Origin of the sequence: Pantoea sp. NSTU24 (genome assembly GCF_050157905.1) — a bacterium.
GTDB lineage: Bacteria > Pseudomonadota > Gammaproteobacteria > Enterobacterales > Enterobacteriaceae > Pantoea.
The window spans coordinates 2,570,191-2,588,277 of the sequence record NZ_JBKIWZ010000001.1 but is presented as its reverse complement, the minus strand read 5'-3'; the positions used below and the strand labels follow the sequence as shown (position 1 = coordinate 2,588,277).

Below are 18,087 nucleotides of genomic sequence, written 5' to 3'. Positions count from 1 at the left end.
TTTGCGTCAGACGCTGAGCGTTTTCGTCACCTGACCGATTGCGTGCACCACATCCGTTGCGCCCTCGCGAATCTCCGCAATAACGCCACCCGCTTCCTGCGCCAGCTGTACGCCCTGATCGGCACGTTTCAGGTTCGACGCTATTCCTTTCAGGGCCCGGCTCGCCAGCAGATGGTTCTGCTGTATGCGGTTTTCGATGTCGGTGGTCGCCCGGTTGATGTTCGCCGCCAGTGTGCGAACTTCGTTCGCTACCACCGCAAAGCTGCGGCCATGGCTTCCGGCGCGCGCCGCTTCGATGGCAGCATTCAGCGCCAGCAGGTTAGTCTGATCGGCGATCCGGCGAATCCCTTCCACAATTGCTCCGATACGATCTGACGATTCACTCAGTCCGTTAATATCCCCGGAGATTCCCTGGAGTTCGCCCGCCAGTGCATTCATGGTTTCGACGCTGCTGGCGATCACATCCGCACCCAGTTTTGTGCTTTTGTCCGTCTGCAGCGCGGTATGATAGGCCCGCTGCGCCGCATCATGCTCCTGCTGATTCTTTTTGACCTGATCGGTTACATCGGTCGCGAACTTGACGATCTTATAGAGCCTGCCCTGTTCATCAAACACCGGATTGTAGGTGGCGCGCAGCCAGACTGTCTCACCCTGCTTATTGACGCGGGGAAACTGACCGGAGACAAATTCGCCCCGGTTCAGCTGCTGCCAGAACTCACTGTATTCCCGGCTGTCACGCACGGCTTGTGAACAGAAGCGGCTGTGATGAACGCCTTCCACCTCTTCGCGACGGTAGCCCATGGTTTTCAGGAAGTTATCATTGGCTTTCAACACTTCCCCTTTCAGGTTAAAGGCGATCACCGCCATCGAGCGTTCTATGGCGGTCGTGATGGCGCGCTGCTCCTGCGCATCGCTGATATGGCTGGTAATGTCAGTGGCCAGTTTGACGATTTTGATCACCCGACCGTGACGGTTCTGCACCGGGACATAGTTGGCTTCCAGCCAGATTGGGCGGCTGTTCTTTGCCATGCGCAGAAACTTATTGCTGAAGCTTTCGCCCCGGTTGAGGCGCTGCCAGAAATCGCGATAGGCCTGTGACTGCAGCTGTTCCGGCGTGCAGAACAGGCTGTGGTGCTGACCTTCAATCTCCGCCAGCGTGTAGCCCATGCTTGCCAGAAACAGCGCGTTGGCGCTGAGAATGGTGCCATCGGGTGAGAATTCGATCATGGCGATGGAGCCGTTGAGAGAGCTCAGCGTGGCCGCTGAGTGTGAACGCTTCTGCCAGCTATGACGGGAAGCAATACCTGATGTAATAGTAGAAAACATGATGATCCTTATTATTAGTGTGTGTCTCGCAAGCTATATCGGCAAAATGGCGGCGGAAAAGAGAGGTGACCCCGTTGCTGACTAAAATTTATTCAATCGGTGATCACTTTCTGGCGGCGTAAGAGGGGTGATCGCCAGGTTGATGGAAAAGCGGCCAGTTGGTGTGATTTTGGTGAAAAGCGTTTGACGCTGCCGGGCCGCTTTGGTTTAATGCGCCCCGTTGCCCGAATAGCTCAGTCGGTAGAGCAGGGGATTGAAAATCCCCGTGTCCCTGGTTCGATTCCGGGTTCGGGCACCATCTTTAAAGAACCCGCCTCTGGCGGGTTTTTGCGTTCTGAAGCGGACCCGTCATCAGATCCGATGCAGTCGCTGTCTCCCGCCGAACAATCCGAATTTCAATTTCCGCTGTTCATTACGGCCCTGAATTAAGTCGCCCTGCAAACAGATTTCACGGCGAAATCAATTTGCCGTCCCGGCTCTGTGCTGCATTGCCAGAATGTCACCGCCTGATATGCTGTCCAGCCTGCAATTGGCCGCGACTAATCGTGTTTTATAGGCGACTCTTTACAGAACCCACCGGACAGGCAAAATACCCCTTTTTCCAGCGCTCTTACGGTCATGTCAGAAGAAGCACTGCGGCAGCAGATACAGAACCTGAAAAAGCACAATGCGCGTCTGAAGCGTATAGCGCATGACGCCCGTACCAAACTCAACGCGGCGCTGGATGGCACCGGGCTGTTTCTGTGGCAGCTCGATATCCCTACTGGCAAACTGGTGATTTTTAACCGGCGCTGGGGGGCTATGCTGGGTTTTCAGCCGAAAGAAACCGACGCCAATTTTGAATCCTGGAAAGAGAGCCTGCATCCTGATGACGCCGATGAGGTCCTGCAGGCGTTTTATGACCATATTGCTGGCAAAGCGCCTTACTACGAAGCACTGCACCGCATGATCGCGAAAAACGGCAGCATTACCTGGGTGCTGGATCGCGGCCGGATCAGCGAGTGGAATGCCGAGGGCGAGCCGGTAAAAGTGATCGGTACTCATATCGATATGACGAAAGAGAAGCAGTACGAAGCGCAGCTCGCGCTGCTGGCTCTGCATGATCCCCTGACGCTGCTCAACAATCGCCACGCACTGCAAAACTATTTCAGCGAAATGCGGTCGCAGGGAGCGCTTTGCATAGCCTTTATTGACCTGGACAATTTCAAGCATGTTAACGACACCCTGGGACATCGCAGCGGTGACGAAGTCCTGATCCAGCTCAGCCAGCGTTTAACGGAATGTGTGTCGGCAGAAGGAATTATTGGCCGACTTGGCGGCGATGAGTTTGTTCTGCTATTACCCTATCCGTTACATCATCCGCGCGTGAAAGCGCTGGCAGACGCCTGTCTTGACGCTGTACTCACGCCGTTTGAGATGTCAAACGGGCACGCTCAGATTGGCGCTTCTGTTGGCGTGTCCCGGGTGCTGGAAAACGATGACTTCGATACCGCCCTGGCACGGGCGGATGAAGCGATGTACCGCATTAAGAAAAACGGCAAACGCGGTGTCGCGATTGATGACGTTTCCCCCGTAGCATCCGACCGCTGACCTAATCACTGACGCAGCACCTCTTCCTGGTAACACCCGATATCTGCCCCATTTTCACTGTCATCTCTGGCGAACGGTGCGTAACTCCACACAACAGAAATTTTAGTATTAATCCTAAAGCCGCGTCTCTGCGCTTCGCCTGAATAGTTTATCGCTTCGCTTATTTCTTATTATTCGCGCCAATAACAGGGGCGCATCCAAATTTAATTTTTATTAAATCAGCATAATTGATCGTTTATTGATCAAAAAAGGTTATTTTCAACTGGTGCGATCAATTCCCTGCGTCTCGCTTAATTCCCGGGTGACAAGGAAATGGTCTGACTGTATTTGCCGCTTCGCTTAGGGAAATTGATCGTTTGTTGATCATCTTCACTAACTGATATTGCTGAGGTCATCTTCTTGCCGCTTCGGTTACTATTTTTTCAATTGGACATTTTTCGAAAATGATCGATTAATAGGGCGCGGCGATTTCTGGCTAACATTTTGCCGCGTCGCTGCGCTTTTTTCTGAATAAAAAGGAGCGATAGTTTAAATAGGTTATCAATTCCGGGGAGTCACCTGTCTCCATTAATCCGGAATGTAATGGGTTTTTATTTTATCGCTTGATCGGTCCGGTTTTCTGTCTACATTTAGATTGCTGAAATGGCCTGATGAAGCATTAACTGTGCAAATTCTGATTTTTAATTTCAAAGAGGAACACAGAATGACTCAATATCGTGGTGGGGCCGGAAACTTTGCGGCTGATAAAGAGCGTGCTGCGGAAGCGGGACGCAAAGGTGGTCAGAAAAGCGGCGGGAACTTCAAAAATGATCCCGAACGTGCGATTGAGGCGGGACGTAAGGGAGGGAAAGTAAGTCGGCGGAGCTGAACGGATTTGACGCTGCTCAGAGGGCAGTCGATACCGTATGCCGGACTGTAAAGATTCTCTTTTATTTTCCTGCTAAATAATTACATTCTGAATTGTGTCTCTGCTGAAGCATCAGCGGGCAAAAACGCCGTTAATTAAACCGGAAGGGTTTCCTTTCCGGTTTTTTATTTCCTGGCAATTAAAGTTATACCGGTTAATAAAGTCTTGTACAGGTAATGTATGGCTGGTGCATTTTTTACGCGCCTGTTCGTGAAATTTATACAGCGATTTAGAAAATTGTACAAATTCCGTTGTGGCTAGCGAAGCCGCGACTGGAAAATCATTTATAAGCTAACATGTTGCTATAAAAGGGAAAATGTATTTCATATACTACTTTTGTGTTAAATTCATACCGATGCAGTATGCGATATTAAAAATCTCCACTAGACTTTCCGGATGTCAGCGAAATGACTGGCGTTGCGTTATTAATGACGCAGCTCTTTTAACAATGAGGCTATCTTATGACGGTGAAAACATTGAATGACCTGTTCATCCATGACCTGTCCGATGTCTACAGCGCTGAAAAACAGATAACTCGTGCATTGCCTAAAATGGCGCGTGCTGCCAGTGACGAAAATCTTATCGCTGCCTTTAATCAGCATCTGGAAGAGACCCGGGCGCAGATTGAGCGACTGGATGAACTGGTGGAGATGACGCCTGAGGTCAGAATTAAACGAATGAAGTGTCATGCGCTCGAAGGTCTGGTCGAAGAGGCGCAGGAGATTATCGAATCCGTCGAAAAAGGCGAAATCCGCGATCAGGGCCTGATCGGTGCGGCGCAGAAGGTGGAGCACTATGAAATTGCCACTTACGGTACGCTGCATGCACTGGCGCTGAAGCTGGGGTACACCAAAGCGGCAGAGCTGCTGGAAACGACCCTGAATGAAGAAAAGCAAACGGATGAGAAGCTCACCTCGGTAGCTGAAGCGATAACCGTATCCTGAGGAGATCGACATGACGGCGATTGAACATTATCACGACTGGCTGCGCGACGCGCATGCTATGGAAAAACAGGCGGAAAGCATGCTCAGCAAGATGTCGGGCCGCCTTGAACACTATCCGGCACTGGAACAGCGTCTGGCTCAGCACCTCGACGAAACGAAACATCAGCTGAGGCTGCTGGAACAGCTGCTCGACAGCCATGGTATCGATCACTCTGTGATGAAAGATGCGATGGGTAAAATGGCGGCCACCGGTCAGGCCGTAGGCGGAATGTTCAACTCAGATGAAGTGGTCAAGGGTGCCATCAGCGGCTATGTCTTTGAGAATGCTGAAATCGCCAGCTACACCAGCCTGATCGCCACGGCTGAGCAGGTCGGTGACGCACAGGGCGTTCGCATACTGAGTGAAATCCGCGATCAGGAAGTGGCCATGGCGGAGTGGCTGCTGCAACATATCCCTGAAGTCACCCAGCAGTTTCTGCAACGTGCCTCGCAGCCAGGTACTGAAGCCAAAAAGTAGTAAAGTAGTATTGCAGAATGACCTGCATGAAAAAGCCGGGCGAGCCCGGCTTTTTACGTTAGCGTAGCGGACACTTAGTCCACCATCAGATGGCCATACATCGTCATCAGCTTACGCGTCACGCCGTTAGTCCAGCCAAAACCATCCTGCAACGGATATTCACCGCCGCCGCCCGGACGCGCACGCTCACCGCTGATGTCATACTTTTCGACCAGCTTGTGATGCAGCTGATAGAAGTTTTTTACAGTGTTGAGCCAGTTCACCGCGACTTCCGTCGCCAGCGTCTCTTCGCCATAATTGTTCAGGCCAACAATCGCCATCCACTGCATAGGGGCCCAGCCGTTAGGCCGATCCCACTGTTCACCGCTCTCGACCATTGAGGTCAGCAGGCCACCATTGCTCAGTAACAGGTGACGCAGGGAAATCGCCTGCAGATGTGCCTGATGCGGTGTGGCCAGCCCGACAAACAGCGGAACCACAGACGCCACGGTAAAGGCACCGAAACGTTCACGACGCCAGTCGTAGTCACGGAAGACGCCAGCGGTGCTGTCCCACAGATAGCGGGTGATCGCACGTTTACGCGCCTCAGCTTTTTTCTGCCACGCCAGCGCCGTCAGCTCTTCGCCCTTGGCGTGCGACAGTGTCGCGATCATCAGCTCCAGCTTGTACAGGAACGCGTTCAGATCGATAGGGATAAATTGTGTGGTACGAATGCTCGACAGCCGCTTCGGATTGCGCAGCCAGCGCGAAGAGTAATCCCAGCCCGACTCGGCCCCGGCACGCAGGTCGCGATAGACCTCGCTGGCCGGGCGCTTCGATTCACGTGCGGTTTCCACATCTTCCATCCACGACTCATCGCGCGGCGTATCGCGGTCGTCCCAGTAGCGGTTCAGCAGCGAGCCGTTGGGCATCCGTACAACATGGCGATAGGCCTGATTCGGCATCAGCGAACCGGCGCCATCCATCCAGAACTGATACTCCTTCATCAACTGTTCCTGATAGCGTTTCGCTCCGCGCACGCCATCTTCCTCGAACAGCTCTACCATCAGTGCAAAGACCGGTGGCTGCGAGCGGCTGAGGTAGTAAGTCCGGTTGCCGTTTGGCACATGACCATAGTTGTCGATCAGCCAGGCGAAGTTATCCGCCATGTGACGCAGCAGGTCGTCACGGCCCGACTCCGCCAGGCCAAGCATGGTGAAGTAGGAGTCCCAGTAGTAGGTTTCGCCAAAGCGCCCGCCCGGCACGACATAGGGTTTTGGCAGCGGCAGTAGCGATGAGTGCGGCATGTGCTGCTGTGGCATTTTGGTCAGGACCGGCCACAAATCATCGATATGCTCGTTGAGCGTTTTATCCGGGTTAGAGACATAAAAGCTTTCGTTAACGCCAGGCAGATAAAAGTGATCGGCGACAAAACGCGACAGGTCGAAGTCACTGCTGCGTTTCTGACGGCGATAGCGCATCAGCACATCCAGCGGATCGTACTTTGGCGAACAGTCGGGGAAGGTTTTACTGTCCTCAAAAATCCGCGACATCTGGACATGTTCAAACAGTTCCAGATAACGATCGGCAGGCGTAAGCGCATCCGGGGCAGGCAGGCCTTCAATCAGCTCCGGCTCCGGTTCAGAATCCTGCATGCGCTCCAGTTTCAGTTCATGGGGATCGTATTGATACTCAACTTCCGCCCCGGCACGAACTTCTTCCAGTGCATTCTGTTGCTGGCGATAAGTATTAATAGCGGCCTCCTGAGCGGTCGTGGTTGCACAAAGGACAAATTATAGCCCCCCCGACCTGCGGAACAACAATGCAGATTATCTATGAACGTAATAAAAATTGTCTATTAATCGAGGTTTTTTAATAAATCTCAGGCATTTCAACTAAATATGGCCCTGTCTGCCAAAAACATATTTCGGATGAATCTCTTAGCGGTCTGAATTAAAAAATTTAACCTGAAGAAAAATGACGCCTGTTAACATTTTGACACAGCGTCATTGCCCTGCAAGGGGGCAAAAAAGGGCATACGCAACGGGAAAGTGAGGCGGGCGAAGAGGCGGAGCGGAAGGGGCTCCCGCTCAGCCTGAACTGCGTTATGCCTTCGCCAGCGCAGTGCGGATCACCGCCTGCCAGGTGATCGTTGGACGGCCAGTCAGACTGCTCAGCTGGCGGGAATCACTAAAAAGAGCGCCTTTCTCTGCACCCGCATCGGAGTCAGCCAGCATTTCTGCCAGACCTTCCGGCAATCCGGCGCTTTTCAGCGCGGCCGTAAATTCAGCCTGAGAAAGATTCACATATTCGACTCTTTCACCGCTCTGCGCGGCGATTTCGGCCGCAAACTCCGCCAGCGTATAGCTGTCGTCACCGGCCAGCTCATAGATTTTTCCGGCCTGATCTGCCCGGGTCATGACTTCCGCTGCGGCGTCCGCATAATCCTGACGCGCAGCTGAAGCAATGCGGCCGGTGCCTGCCGCGCCGATAAACGCATGGTGTGCCAGCGCCGGAGGAATGCTGGCAGCATAGTTTTCGGTGTACCAGCCGTTGCGCAGCAGGGCGAACGGGATGCCTGAATCCTTCAGCAGTGCTTCTGTCGCGCGATGCTCCAGCGCCAGACCCAGCGGTGAGGTATCCGCATGCAGCAGACTGGTATAGGCGATAAAGCTCACCCCTGCGGCGCGGGCGGCCCTGATGACGGCCCTGTGCTGCGCTTCACGCTGTCCGACTTCACTGCCGGAGATCAGCAGCAGCTTTTCCACACCAGAAAAAGCGGTTTCCAGCGTGTCTGGCTGGCCGTAATCGGCCTGGCGGACAACAACACCCTGTGCCGCCAGATCGGCAGCTTTAGCGAGCGTTCGCACAACAGCAACGATCTCCTGCGCCGGGACTTTTTTCAGTAGTGCCGCGATCACCTTACGGCCGAGCTGGCCAGTTGCACCTGTCACTGCAATCATCATCTTTCTCCTGTGGCGGTTGGTGAAATTCAGATTAGGGGATAAACTAACTTTTAGTAAGTACTTACAAAATTGTTAGTGTGGGAAAGGCAGATTAAATGGCTGAAAAATTAAGAGAAAAATTTATCCGTGGCGAACTTCTTAACGTGAATTGCCCTTCGCGTGACGTCCTGAAGCGGGTTACCAGCCGCTGGAGCGTGCTGATTCTGCTGGCACTGCAGGACCAGACGCTGCGCTTCAGTGCGCTACGCCGGGCCGTCGGCGGTGTCAGCGAACGGATGCTGGCGCAGAATCTGCGTTACCTGGAGGAAGATGGTTTTGTCCAGCGTATCGCTTTCGATGTGGTGCCGCCCCATGTGGAGTACCGTCTGACGCCGCTTGGCCGCGAGGTTGGGGAGCAGGTCGTAGGGCTGGCGGACTGGCTGGAAGCGAATCTGGGCCGGATTCTGGCTCAGCGCAGCAACGCCCCGACAGCGTAAGTTTCCATGAAAGTCGTCAGAGTGTGATGACACCGGCATTCTTTTATACGCATTTATGCTTCTCAACATCACGTTTTTTCCGCCGCAACCGCGACACCGGCAGGAGGGTACAAATAACCCGGGTGGTTCTCCACTTTATTGCGGCTAATTAAATCGACCTGTTCAGCGCGGGACGGCAATAATCTGCGGTCTGGCTTTCATTGTTAATTCGTGCGTAATTTCCGACTCATTTTATTAACATTTCTGCTGCCTGTTGAACTCCCGTTCCGCTGTTTATTCTGGCAGGATCGCTGTCAGGATCGGCTGGCGTAAAACAAAAAATAAAACAAAGCGGCAGAGCCTGCTGTTTCCCGGTTTAACCTGTTAAGAAATAAGATGATTTAATTTTTCCTGCTTCACTTTTCGCACCGTCTGGTCCGCATGCTGAGTAAAATAGTGCCTGAAAACAGGCCGTTGAGAGGATTTTTCAGGCGGAGTTTGTGTTCGCCCGCCCGCCTTTTTGATGCTGTAAATACCGTAACATTAATGACACAAAAACACCCTGTAGTTAACCTTTACGCCTTATTTTTAAATAAATAATTCCTGCTAAAAACAATGATCAAAATCAAAAAAGACTGTTATAGTTTTCATTAACCCCACTGTTTCTGTTTCCTCGTCGCGAATAGTTCTAAATTTGCGGCGGGAATTTCAATAAGCGCAGAGAAGTCGCGTATCAGGCTTAAGTTGTTAATTATAAGTAAATACATGGTGTTCTATGTGGCAAATCTATGTGGCAAAGAGGTAAGCAATGTTCGGATTAGATGCCTTTCATCTGGCCAGGATACAGTTCGCATTTACTGTTTCCTTCCATATTATCTTTCCCGCCATCACCATCGGTCTCGCCAGCTTCCTGGCCGTCCTCGAAGGTATGTGGCTCAAAACCCGCGATCAGACCTATCGCGATCTCTACCACTTCTGGTCGAAAATCTTTGCCGTCAACTTCGGCATGGGTGTGGTTTCCGGGCTGGTCATGGCCTATCAGTTCGGCACCAACTGGAGCGGCTTCTCGGAATTTGCGGGCAGCATCACCGGTCCGCTGCTGACCTATGAAGTGCTGACAGCGTTCTTCCTGGAAGCGGGCTTCCTCGGCGTTATGCTGTTCGGCTGGAATCGCGTTGGCCCGGGTCTGCACTTCTTTGCCACCTGCATGGTCGCTCTGGGAACCCTGATCTCTACCTTCTGGATCCTGGCGTCTAACAGCTGGATGCACACGCCGCAGGGTTACCTGATCGAGAACGGGGTCGTGGTGCCACAGGACTGGCTGAAAATCGTCTTTAACCCTTCATTTCCTTACCGCCTGTTCCACATGTCAGTGGCGGCGTTCCTGGCGAGCGCTTTCTTTGTAGGATCGTCTGCGGCCTGGCATCTGCTGAAGGGCAATAACAATCCGGCTATCCGCAGGATGTTCTCCATGGCGCTGTGGATGGCCCTGATTGTCGCGCCAATTCAGGCGATGATTGGCGATGCGCACGGTCTGAACACCCTTGAGCATCAGCCTGCCAAAATCGCGGCTATCGAAGGCCATTGGGAAAACCCGCCGGGAGAAGCGACGCCGCTGATCCTGTTCGGCATCCCTGATATGGAGCAGGAGCGAACCAAATATGCGCTGGAAGTGCCTTATCTGGGCAGCCTGATCCTGACGCACAGTCTGGATAAGCAGGTGCCGGCGCTGAAGTCGTTCCCGAAAGAGGATCGACCGAACTCAACCGTCATCTTCTGGTCCTTCCGTGTAATGGTGGCGCTGGGCCTGCTGATGATTACGCTGGGTGTAGTCAGCCTGTGGCTGCGCTTTAAAGGCCGCCTTTATGAGTCGCGTCCTTTCCTGTGGTTTGCGCTGCTGATGGGACCATCCGGTCTGATTGCGATTCTGGCGGGCTGGTTCACGACAGAGATTGGTCGCCAGCCGTGGGTCGTCTATGGCGTACAGCGAACGATTGATGCGGTTTCCGCGCATGGCGATATGCACATGAGCATCAGCCTGCTGGCCTTTATTCTGGTTTACAGCTCGGTGTTTGGCGTGGGATATCACTACATGATGCGCCTGATTAAGCAGGGACCGGTTGTCGGCGAAGGCCACGTTACCGAAGAGGGTGGACCCGGTCAGAAGAAAACCCCGGCGCGTCCGCTTTCCGCTGCCACCTTTAAGGATGGAGAGCACTAAGATGATCGATTTTTCCGTAATCTGGTTTGTCATTATTGTCTTTGCCACCCTGATGTATATCGTGATGGACGGCTTCGACCTGGGTATTGGCCTGCTGTTCCCGTTCAATAAAGATGTCGGTGAGCGCGACATGATGGTGAACACCGTCGCGCCGGTCTGGGATGGTAATGAAACCTGGCTGGTGCTGGGCGGCGCGGGCCTTTTTGGTGCGTTTCCGCTGGCCTACGCGGTAATCACCGACGCCCTGTCGATTCCGCTGACCGCCATGCTGATTGGCCTGATTTTCCGCGGGGTCGCCTTTGAGTTTCGCTTCAAGGCGGTTGAGGGACACCGGGCCTTCTGGGACAAATCCTTTATTGCCGGTTCAGTTATTGCGACCTTCAGTCAGGGGGTAGCAGTCGGCGCTTTCCTGGATGGTATCCCGGTCGAGGGCCGCCACTTTGCCGGTTCGGCAATGGACTGGCTGGCACCGTTCCCGCTGTTCTGTGGGCTGGGTCTGGTCGTGGCCTATGCGCTGCTGGGCTGCACCTGGCTTATCATGAAGACCGAAAATGAGCTGCACCGTAAAATGTCTGCGCTGGCGACGCCGCTGGTCATCGCGCTGTTAGTGATTATCGGTATCGTCAGCCTGTGGACGCCGTTCTCACATGCGGACATCGCGCATCGCTGGTTCAGCAGGCCAAACCTGTTCCTGTTCCTGCCGGTTCCGGTGCTGGTTCTGCTCTGTTCATGGGGGATTGTGCGCGCCATCAGGCGTGAAGCGCACTACTCACCGTTCCTTCTGACGCTGGCACTGATCTTCCTGGGCTTCTCAGGGCTGGGTATCAGCGTCTGGCCAAACATCATTCCGCCCGCGATCACGATCTGGGATGCTGCCTCACCACCGCAGAGCCAGGCCTTTATGCTGGTCGGTAGCCTGCTGATTATCCCGATGATTCTGGGCTACACCTTCTGGAGCTATTACGTGTTCCGTGGAAAAATCAAAGCAGACGCAGGATACCATTGATATGAAAAGCCTCAGCAGCATGAAAGACCACAAGGAAGAAACGAAAGCGCCCTGGTGGAAACGTGTGATGTGGCTGGTCGTTATCTATGCCGCCAGCGTTCTGGCGCTGGGGGTGGTTGCCTCGCTGTTCCGCATGATGATGACAGCAGCGGGCATGCGCAGCCACTAGCTGCGGGCAGAAAGGGCTGAACGTCTGCCCGGCGCCGGGTGATTACGCACCGTCTCGTTGCAGAGCATCGTCACCCGGTCAGCGCCTGGCGTCGTTCAGCCTGATTTGTTCGTGAAGTGCCGGGCGTGACGCCAGCCCTATGCGCTCATCACTTCAGGTTGTGTTGTATGGAAGGCTGACGCATGTCAGCCTTTTTTAGTTAGTAACCTAAGCAATTAATGCGGTCTGCGGCTGAAATGGCGGTTTATCGCCTCCCTTAGCTTATGGCCAGAGGTGATTTTTGCTATTCTCATGTGCCGAAAATTCCAGTCCTAATCTGCGTCGTAACTTGCCATCATGCTCAGTCAGGCCATTAAAAAACAGCACATCAACGATCTGGTTGAGTGGATAGAAGCCAATCTCACCGACGACCTGAACATCGACCAAATCACGCTCAAGTCAGGGTATTCCAAGTGGCACATGCAGCGCATGTTCAAAGAGATGACGGGGCAGACGCTGGCGGCTTATACCCGCAAACGGCGTCTGACAATGGCAGCGATGGCGTTGCGCCTGACGCGCATGACGCTTATCGATATCGCTGTTCGCTTTGGCTTTGATAATCAGCAAAACTTTACCCGCGTTTTTAAAGGCCACTTTTCGCTGACGCCTGGCGCGTTTCGCCGCGTTCCTCATCTGCCAGTGAAAAACTTTCATGGCCGCATTCTGGCGCGCACGCTGGCTGAACGCGCGACGCTGGTGGAGCGCGAAGAAGCATTGCCTCTGTGTGGAGAGACGCTGGAGTGGGAGTGTAAGTTCGGAGATTACATTGCCGACCGCGATCACCGGGTGGCCGATCAGGCGCGACATCTGGTGGCGCTGGCAGGGAGTCAGGTAACGCAGGGCTGGCTGGGCTTTCAGTATGGCCCCGGCGACAGCTCTGCCGACCAGCAGAATATCAGCCTGTTTCAGGCGCTGGAGCCGCAGCATGCCGGACTGCTGGGGGATAACATCACAAGCTGGCATGAGGCGTGCGGCCTCTATGCGTCAATCCGCTGGAGCGGCAGACCAGAACAGCTCACGCGCTTTATCGAGGACATCTACTATCAGCATCTGCCCGCGTTGGGCGTATCGCGTCGTCCGGGCAAAGATCTGCTGCGACTCGATTTTGCGCACTGCAGATCCGACTGGCTCAGCGGCGTGTTTTCCATTCCTGTTACCCAGGCATAGGCTTCAGCGCATTCATCTTTCGTGCGGTAAACCGTGACAAACCGCACGATTTTATAAAATAACGTGCCCGGCTGGCGTAAAATCCTCCTCCGAAACCCCGTCTTACTTTAATCAGCGAGCTTCTGTGACGGGGCTGGAATATTCATCTGCATTTCAGGCCGTTTCCGGCCAGAACGACAACCGAAGACCACTATGCGACGCTTATTGATTTCCCTTATTCTGGCATTGCCTGTTATGGCAATGGCGCAGCAGGCTGAGCCTTTCTCACCCCCTGCCGGACTGCATCCGCACTCTCAACGCTCTCAGCATGAAATTCTGGGCGACGGGGAACTGCCGGAGCACACCAGTTCAGACATGCCTCTTTCCGGATTTAACGATACGCTGTAAGTCCGGTTGCGCTGCCGGTAACCGCAGCGCGCAAGCGTAACCGACTCATCACGAGCCGGGTACGCTTATGCCTTCACCTCCCGGCTCTGCGTTCACCTGCTGCCTCTCTCCTGTTCGTTCCTGTTTTAAGCTGGCTGTTACGTGGCTCTCTGGCCGCTGCCCGCCATCCCGACTTCTGTCCTTTTTCTGCACTGTTCCTGTGCCGGATGAGGCGTCGTGTCGTCGGTGTAAAACATATCTTAGCGCAGCCGATCGCATTTTTCGTTCTTGTGCTTAAGATATATCATAGCTAATCTTCAGGCTTCAGATGAGAATGATTTTTATTTAATGATTCCGGCGTGCCCATCTGCGGGCATTCCGGCTTTCGGGAGAGATAAGTTGCCTGTATCAGCGAATCCACGTATGCCGCAGCGCGTCCGCAATGAATTACGTTTCCGCCATATTGAGGTTATCAGTAAAACGCAGATCGCCGGTCACTTCTGGCGTATCCGCTTCAGCGGCAGCGATCTGGCGGGCTTTACCTCGCCAGGCTTCGACGACCACATCAAAGTCTTTTTTCCTGCTGACAATACGCCGCTTGCTCTGCCGCAGATCACGGAAGAGGGCATCGTCTGGCCCGACGGACTGCGGCCGCAGGCGCGGGACTACACGCCGCTGGCGTTTGATGGGGAGTCTTCACTGACCCTCGACTTCTATATTCACCAGCAGGGTGTCGCCAGTGACTGGGCAACGCGGGCGCAGCCTGGCGATCGGCTGGTTATCGGCGGGCCGCGTGGTTCGCTGGTGGTGCCGACCGATTATGCTTTTCAGCTCTGCGTCTGCGATGAAACCGGTCTGCCCGCCTTTGCGCGCCGTCAGCGTGACGTACAGGCGCAGGCGTTGCATCTTTTCGCCTTTACCGATGAAGCGACGGGCCGCGATTATTTGCCAGCGACGGATAACCTGACAACACACTGGCTCGGCAGCGGTCAGATGCAGAAGGCGCAGATCAGTGACCTGATGGCCCGGCTGGATCAGATCGCGCTGCCGGCAGAAGATTACTTTATCTGGCTGACCGGCGAGGGGGAGGCGGTGAAAGCCCTCTCTGACTACTTCACGGTGCAGCGCGGCCTTGACAGCCAGTTTGTGCGGGCGGTGGCCTACTGGCACGCGAAGTAAGCGGTGGCAGCAATTGAGTTTTGTCAGGCGGCGAACTACCATCAACCTCCTTTTTTCCCCGCAGGGCAGGCCATGAAACTGTATCCGACTTCCACCCCCTCTGACGCACAGGCTGGCTGCGGCGAGCGTCGCAAACGACGTGAAAAAATGCTGGAAGCGAGTGAGATCCGCCTGCTGATGCTCTACTTTCTGGAACAGCGTGCGGCGCACGGCTATGAACTGATTAAGTCGGTTGAAGAGCTGTCGAAAGGGGAGTATTCGCCGAGTCCGGGCATTATCTACCCGAATCTGACGCTGCTGGAGGAGATGGAGGCGATTCAGGTGGTGGACGCGCAGGCTACGCGCAAAGCCTATCGCCTGATGCCTGCGGGCAGGGCGCAGTTGGCCGGGCAGCGTGAAATGGTCCCCGGTCTGATCGCGCGGCTCTCTTCGCTGGCGGTGCTGGTCAACAACCGCAGCATTCCAGCCGTGGAGCAGGCGATTCATGGGCTGAAGGTCGCGCTGAACCGGCGGCTGGCGCAGGAAGATATTTCAGACGCCGCGCTGCAGACGCTGATTCAGGCGCTGCATGACGCGGCAGAGAAAATCACCCGCAGTGAATAGCCTTAGCTGATTTCCGTTTTATGCTTGTCGATATGGCCCAGCGTGCGGTCCGGGAAGCAGATGTCGCGTACGCGCTGCTTCAGCGTAGTCGCATCCGGGAATCCGCCATCACGCTTACGTTCCCACAGCAGATGGTCATCCAGCATAATCTCAAAAACACCCCCCGTACCCGGCTTCAGCGTCACCTCTGCCAGATCTTCCGCGAAGGTGTGCAGAAGTTCCTGTGCCATCCACGCTGAACGCATCAGCCAGTTACACTGCATACAGTAATGAATAACAACCACCGGTTTTTGCGCCATAACTCTCGTCCTTTACGTTTTGATAAATGCTGATGCATTCGGGTTAAAAATCTGTGCGCTGTGGTGAGTTGTCCCGTTAAACCTGCCTGATGGCATGAGGCGGGTAAAGCCTGGAGCATCGGCATATTGCTCATGCCTGTTACCGCGCTGCTCGCGCGTTTTTTTATGCTGCCTGCAGACAGGGAGGCGAATAGTAACAACTAATCTGTAGCTTCGCGCCTTTGCGACTCGCATTTCAGTGATTGACGCACGATTCTCCCTGCCTGCTGAGCGGCACTGCAGCCTGCTGCGACCGCGCAGATGCCCTGCCGGACAGCATCGGCAATGGCGCGCTCAGGCTGATTCCGGGAAGCATGCTAAGCGACACTGTCCAGAATTTCAACGCAGAGATCTGGCCGTTTCGCTTTTAAAAACATTGTGTTGCAAGTTTTTTATTGCTGATTTTGCGCTATACCTGGAGTGCCGGACAGACTCAGGAGACCATTATGGCAATATCACTTGATCAGACCGCTGAACAATTGGGTAAAATTTTACTTTCTTGCGGATGGCATCTGACCACCGCTGAATCCTGCACCGCCGGGCTGATCAGCATGACGCTGGCGGCAGTAGAGAACAGCGGTGACTTTTATACCAGTGGCTTTGTGACCTACAGCGAAAACGCCAAAATCCGTCTGCTGGGGGTGCATCCTGGCACGCTTAAACAGCATACGGCGGTAAGCGAACAGACAGCCCGTGAGATGGTGCAGGGTGCCTGTGCCCGTTCGGGGGAGCCGGTAGGATTGTCGATTACCGGCTATGCCGGTCCGCATGGCGGTGAAGATGGTACCCCGGCGGGCACCATCTGGTTCGGCTGGATGTTGCCGGACGGCAGGGATGAGGCGGAATGCCATCAGTTCAGCGGCGATCCGAAATCCGTGATGGAGCAGGGCACGCAGTTCGCGCTGCAGGGACTGATCAAACGGTTACGGCAGATCGCCGGCTGAAGGCAGGAACCGCGCTGTAGTCGGGCTCAGCGACAGTCGACGATCAGCCGCCCCTGCACGCGGCCTTCCAGCAGATCCTGCGCGCGCGTGCCGGCTTCGGTCAGCGGAATCACCTGGCTCAGCCTGCTAAGCTGTTCACCATCCAGCAGTTCACCAAGCCGCTGCCACGCCTGCTGGCGCAGCGGCTTCGGACACATCACGCTGTCGACGCCGGTCAGCGTCACGCCACGCAGGATAAAGGGAGCGACGCTGGCTGGCAGATCGAGTCCCTGGGCCATGCCACAGGTGGCGACCACACCGTCCCGCCGGGTGGCGGCCAGGACATTCGCCAGCGTGTGGCTGCCAACGCTGTCGATGGCGGCAGCCCACTGCTCTTTAGCCAGCGGCTTACCAGGCTGTGAAAGCGTTTCACGGTCAATCACGGAGGCTGCGCCCAGGGTGTCGATTAACCAGGCGTGGTCGCTGGCGCGTCCACTCGATGCCGTCACCTCATAGCCCAGACGCGCCAGCAGGCTCACGCTATAGCTGCCGACGCCGCCGCTGGCACCGGTCACCAGTACCGGCCCGTGTTCCGGCGTGATGCCCTGTTTTTCCAGCGCCATCACGCAGAGCATCGCGGTAAGGCCCGCCGTGCCGATAGCCATTGTCTGCAACGGACTCAGCGTGGCGGGCACCTTCACCAGCCAGTCACCGCTGACGCTGGCTTTCTGCGCCAGGCCGCCCCACTGTTTTTCACCGACGCCCCAGCCCGTCAGCAGGGCCACATCATCTTCTTTCCAGTCCGGGTGGCGGCTGGCCGTCACCCGGCCAACAAAATCGATCCCCGGCACCATAGGAAACTGGCGCACGATCGGGCCTTTGTTGCAGATCGCCAGGGCATCTTTGTAGTTGAGGGATGAGTAGCTGACGTCGAGGGTGACATCATGGTCGGGCAGTTGGGATTCGGGGAGATCTTTTAGCAGGGAACGGTAACCCTGTTCGTCATTTTCAATGATCAGTGCCTTGAACATGCCACCTCCGGCAGTGGGGAAAGAAAAGCTAAGTCTACGCCAGGCCGTCGCGATGCGGTAGGGCAGGGAGTCGCCTCCGGGCCAGCAGAACGGCTGCCTGGATAATGCACATTCAGATTTGCAGGGCAATAAGTGCATAAATTCGCATGTATTTCAGATAATTAATCGGAAAACAAAGCGCAGCAAAAGAAATTAAGTTATATAAATCATCGTGTTGTGCATTGGCCAGGTGAATGGGTAATTAGAGGTTCCGGCTTGTCGGTGCTTAAAAAAGATGACATGATGAGCGCCACTTTTTGTCCCTGCTTCTTCACCATCGAGGACGTCGCCATGTCCGGTTTACCGCGCATCCGCCCGTCTT

General features: G+C 54.8%; 18 protein-coding genes and 1 tRNA gene. 14 read left to right on the top strand and 5 right to left on the bottom strand.

What is annotated here, in order from left to right; all coding sequences use genetic code 11:
- Positions 1-6: 6 nt before the first annotated feature.
- On the bottom strand, positions 7-1,326 hold the full coding sequence (locus ACLHDD_RS12260; protein WP_427104331.1) for a methyl-accepting chemotaxis protein: 1,320 nt from the start codon (positions 1,324-1,326) through the stop codon (positions 7-9).
- Positions 1,327-1,548: 222 nt separating this feature from the next.
- Here ACLHDD_RS12260 and ACLHDD_RS12255 point away from each other — a divergent pair.
- The 5 genes from ACLHDD_RS12255 (at position 1,549) to ACLHDD_RS12235 (ending at position 5,284) form a co-directional block, all read left to right on the top strand.
- Positions 1,549-1,624: transfer RNA gene (locus tag ACLHDD_RS12255), tRNA-Phe, on the top strand.
- Positions 1,625-1,944: 320 nt separating this feature from the next.
- On the top strand, positions 1,945-2,916 hold the full coding sequence (locus ACLHDD_RS12250; RefSeq protein WP_427104330.1) for a diguanylate cyclase domain-containing protein: 972 nt from the start codon (positions 1,945-1,947) through the stop codon (positions 2,914-2,916).
- A 703-nt stretch (positions 2,917-3,619) separates the two neighbouring features.
- Positions 3,620-3,784, top strand: a complete 165-nt coding sequence (locus ACLHDD_RS12245; RefSeq protein ID WP_004571242.1) for a general stress protein — start codon at positions 3,620-3,622, stop codon at positions 3,782-3,784.
- 500 nt (positions 3,785-4,284) lie between these two features.
- Positions 4,285-4,767: a ferritin-like domain-containing protein gene (locus ACLHDD_RS12240; protein WP_427104329.1), complete on the top strand. Its 483-nt coding sequence runs from the start codon at positions 4,285-4,287 to the stop codon at positions 4,765-4,767.
- Positions 4,768-4,777: 10 nt separating this feature from the next.
- The gene (locus ACLHDD_RS12235) at positions 4,778-5,284 is read left to right on the top strand and encodes a ferritin-like domain-containing protein (RefSeq protein ID WP_427104328.1); all 507 of its coding nucleotides are present in this window, start codon (positions 4,778-4,780) and stop codon (positions 5,282-5,284) included.
- Between the two features lie 74 nt (positions 5,285-5,358).
- Here the strand turns inward: ACLHDD_RS12235 and treF are convergent, their stop codons facing one another.
- The gene (gene treF / locus ACLHDD_RS12230; protein WP_313655340.1) at positions 5,359-7,017 is read right to left on the bottom strand and encodes an alpha,alpha-trehalase TreF; all 1,659 of its coding nucleotides are present in this window, start codon (positions 7,015-7,017) and stop codon (positions 5,359-5,361) included.
- Between the two features lie 351 nt (positions 7,018-7,368).
- Entirely contained in the window at positions 7,369-8,226 is an 858-nt protein-coding gene (locus ACLHDD_RS12225; RefSeq protein WP_427105208.1) for an SDR family oxidoreductase, read from the bottom strand.
- Positions 8,227-8,324: 98 nt separating this feature from the next.
- Between ACLHDD_RS12225 and ACLHDD_RS12220 the strand changes: the two genes are divergently transcribed.
- The 8 genes from ACLHDD_RS12220 (at position 8,325) to ACLHDD_RS12185 (ending at position 15,434) form a co-directional block, all read left to right on the top strand.
- Complete coding sequence (locus ACLHDD_RS12220) at positions 8,325-8,705, top strand: winged helix-turn-helix transcriptional regulator (protein WP_427104327.1); 381 nt, start codon at positions 8,325-8,327, stop codon at positions 8,703-8,705.
- Between the two features lie 787 nt (positions 8,706-9,492).
- The gene (locus ACLHDD_RS12215) at positions 9,493-10,905 is read left to right on the top strand and encodes a cytochrome ubiquinol oxidase subunit I (protein ID WP_427104326.1); all 1,413 of its coding nucleotides are present in this window, start codon (positions 9,493-9,495) and stop codon (positions 10,903-10,905) included.
- A gap of 1 nt (position 10,906) precedes the next feature.
- Positions 10,907-11,911 (top strand): cytochrome d ubiquinol oxidase subunit II, encoded by a 1,005-nt coding sequence (gene cydB / locus ACLHDD_RS12210; protein ID WP_427104325.1) that lies wholly within the window; start codon positions 10,907-10,909, stop codon positions 11,909-11,911.
- 1 nt (position 11,912) lies between these two features.
- Complete coding sequence (locus tag ACLHDD_RS12205) at positions 11,913-12,080, top strand: DUF2474 domain-containing protein (RefSeq protein WP_427104324.1); 168 nt, start codon at positions 11,913-11,915, stop codon at positions 12,078-12,080.
- 336 nt (positions 12,081-12,416) lie between these two features.
- Positions 12,417-13,286, top strand: coding sequence for a helix-turn-helix domain-containing protein (locus ACLHDD_RS12200; protein ID WP_427104323.1), 870 nt, complete (start codon positions 12,417-12,419; stop codon positions 13,284-13,286).
- A 192-nt stretch (positions 13,287-13,478) separates the two neighbouring features.
- Positions 13,479-13,673 (top strand): hypothetical protein, encoded by a 195-nt coding sequence (locus ACLHDD_RS12195; RefSeq protein ID WP_427104322.1) that lies wholly within the window; start codon positions 13,479-13,481, stop codon positions 13,671-13,673.
- Between the two features lie 402 nt (positions 13,674-14,075).
- Positions 14,076-14,831 carry a siderophore-interacting protein gene (locus ACLHDD_RS12190; protein ID WP_427104321.1) on the top strand — a complete coding sequence of 252 codons (756 nt, stop codon included), beginning with the start codon at positions 14,076-14,078 and terminating at the stop codon, positions 14,829-14,831.
- Between the two features lie 72 nt (positions 14,832-14,903).
- Positions 14,904-15,434: a PadR family transcriptional regulator gene (locus ACLHDD_RS12185; protein ID WP_427104320.1), complete on the top strand. Its 531-nt coding sequence runs from the start codon at positions 14,904-14,906 to the stop codon at positions 15,432-15,434.
- Between the two features lie 2 nt (positions 15,435-15,436).
- Here the strand turns inward: ACLHDD_RS12185 and ACLHDD_RS12180 are convergent, their stop codons facing one another.
- Complete coding sequence (locus ACLHDD_RS12180) at positions 15,437-15,733, bottom strand: SelT/SelW/SelH family protein (protein ID WP_427104319.1); 297 nt, start codon at positions 15,731-15,733, stop codon at positions 15,437-15,439.
- A 485-nt stretch (positions 15,734-16,218) separates the two neighbouring features.
- Here ACLHDD_RS12180 and ACLHDD_RS12175 point away from each other — a divergent pair, with 485 nt between their 5' ends.
- Positions 16,219-16,716 carry a CinA family protein gene (locus ACLHDD_RS12175; RefSeq protein ID WP_427104318.1) on the top strand — a complete coding sequence of 166 codons (498 nt, stop codon included), beginning with the start codon at positions 16,219-16,221 and terminating at the stop codon, positions 16,714-16,716.
- Between the two features lie 26 nt (positions 16,717-16,742).
- On the opposite strand, the gene ACLHDD_RS12170 is transcribed toward ACLHDD_RS12175, so the two are convergent.
- Positions 16,743-17,726 carry an MDR family oxidoreductase gene (locus tag ACLHDD_RS12170; RefSeq protein ID WP_427104317.1) on the bottom strand — a complete coding sequence of 328 codons (984 nt, stop codon included), beginning with the start codon at positions 17,724-17,726 and terminating at the stop codon, positions 16,743-16,745.
- Between the last annotated feature and the right edge of the window lie 361 nt (positions 17,727-18,087).

Bases quoted from the DNA above. Each gene is read 5' to 3' on its own strand.
- ACLHDD_RS12240 (WP_427104329.1), top strand. From the start codon at position 4,285: ATGACGGTGAAAACATTGAATGACCTGTTCATCCATGACCTGTCCGAT.
- ACLHDD_RS12175 (WP_427104318.1), top strand. From the start codon at position 16,219: ATGGCAATATCACTTGATCAGACCGCTGAACAATTGGGTAAAATTTTA.
- ACLHDD_RS12215 (WP_427104326.1), top strand. From the start codon at position 9,493: ATGTTCGGATTAGATGCCTTTCATCTGGCCAGGATACAGTTCGCATTT.
- ACLHDD_RS12250 (WP_427104330.1), top strand. From the start codon at position 1,945: ATGTCAGAAGAAGCACTGCGGCAGCAGATACAGAACCTGAAAAAGCAC.
- ACLHDD_RS12200 (WP_427104323.1), top strand. From the start codon at position 12,417: ATGCTCAGTCAGGCCATTAAAAAACAGCACATCAACGATCTGGTTGAG.
- ACLHDD_RS12225 (WP_427105208.1), bottom strand. From the start codon at position 8,226: ATGATTGCAGTGACAGGTGCAACTGGCCAGCTCGGCCGTAAGGTGATC.
- ACLHDD_RS12195 (WP_427104322.1), top strand. From the start codon at position 13,479: ATGCGACGCTTATTGATTTCCCTTATTCTGGCATTGCCTGTTATGGCA.
- ACLHDD_RS12260 (WP_427104331.1), bottom strand. From the start codon at position 1,326: ATGTTTTCTACTATTACATCAGGTATTGCTTCCCGTCATAGCTGGCAG.
- ACLHDD_RS12170 (WP_427104317.1), bottom strand. From the start codon at position 17,726: ATGTTCAAGGCACTGATCATTGAAAATGACGAACAGGGTTACCGTTCC.
- ACLHDD_RS12220 (WP_427104327.1), top strand. From the start codon at position 8,325: ATGGCTGAAAAATTAAGAGAAAAATTTATCCGTGGCGAACTTCTTAAC.
- ACLHDD_RS12180 (WP_427104319.1), bottom strand. From the start codon at position 15,733: ATGGCGCAAAAACCGGTGGTTGTTATTCATTACTGTATGCAGTGTAAC.
- ACLHDD_RS12245 (WP_004571242.1), top strand. From the start codon at position 3,620: ATGACTCAATATCGTGGTGGGGCCGGAAACTTTGCGGCTGATAAAGAG.
- ACLHDD_RS12190 (WP_427104321.1), top strand. From the start codon at position 14,076: ATGCCGCAGCGCGTCCGCAATGAATTACGTTTCCGCCATATTGAGGTT.
- cydB (WP_427104325.1), top strand. From the start codon at position 10,907: ATGATCGATTTTTCCGTAATCTGGTTTGTCATTATTGTCTTTGCCACC.
- ACLHDD_RS12235 (WP_427104328.1), top strand. From the start codon at position 4,778: ATGACGGCGATTGAACATTATCACGACTGGCTGCGCGACGCGCATGCT.
- ACLHDD_RS12185 (WP_427104320.1), top strand. From the start codon at position 14,904: ATGAAACTGTATCCGACTTCCACCCCCTCTGACGCACAGGCTGGCTGC.
- ACLHDD_RS12205 (WP_427104324.1), top strand. From the start codon at position 11,913: ATGAAAAGCCTCAGCAGCATGAAAGACCACAAGGAAGAAACGAAAGCG.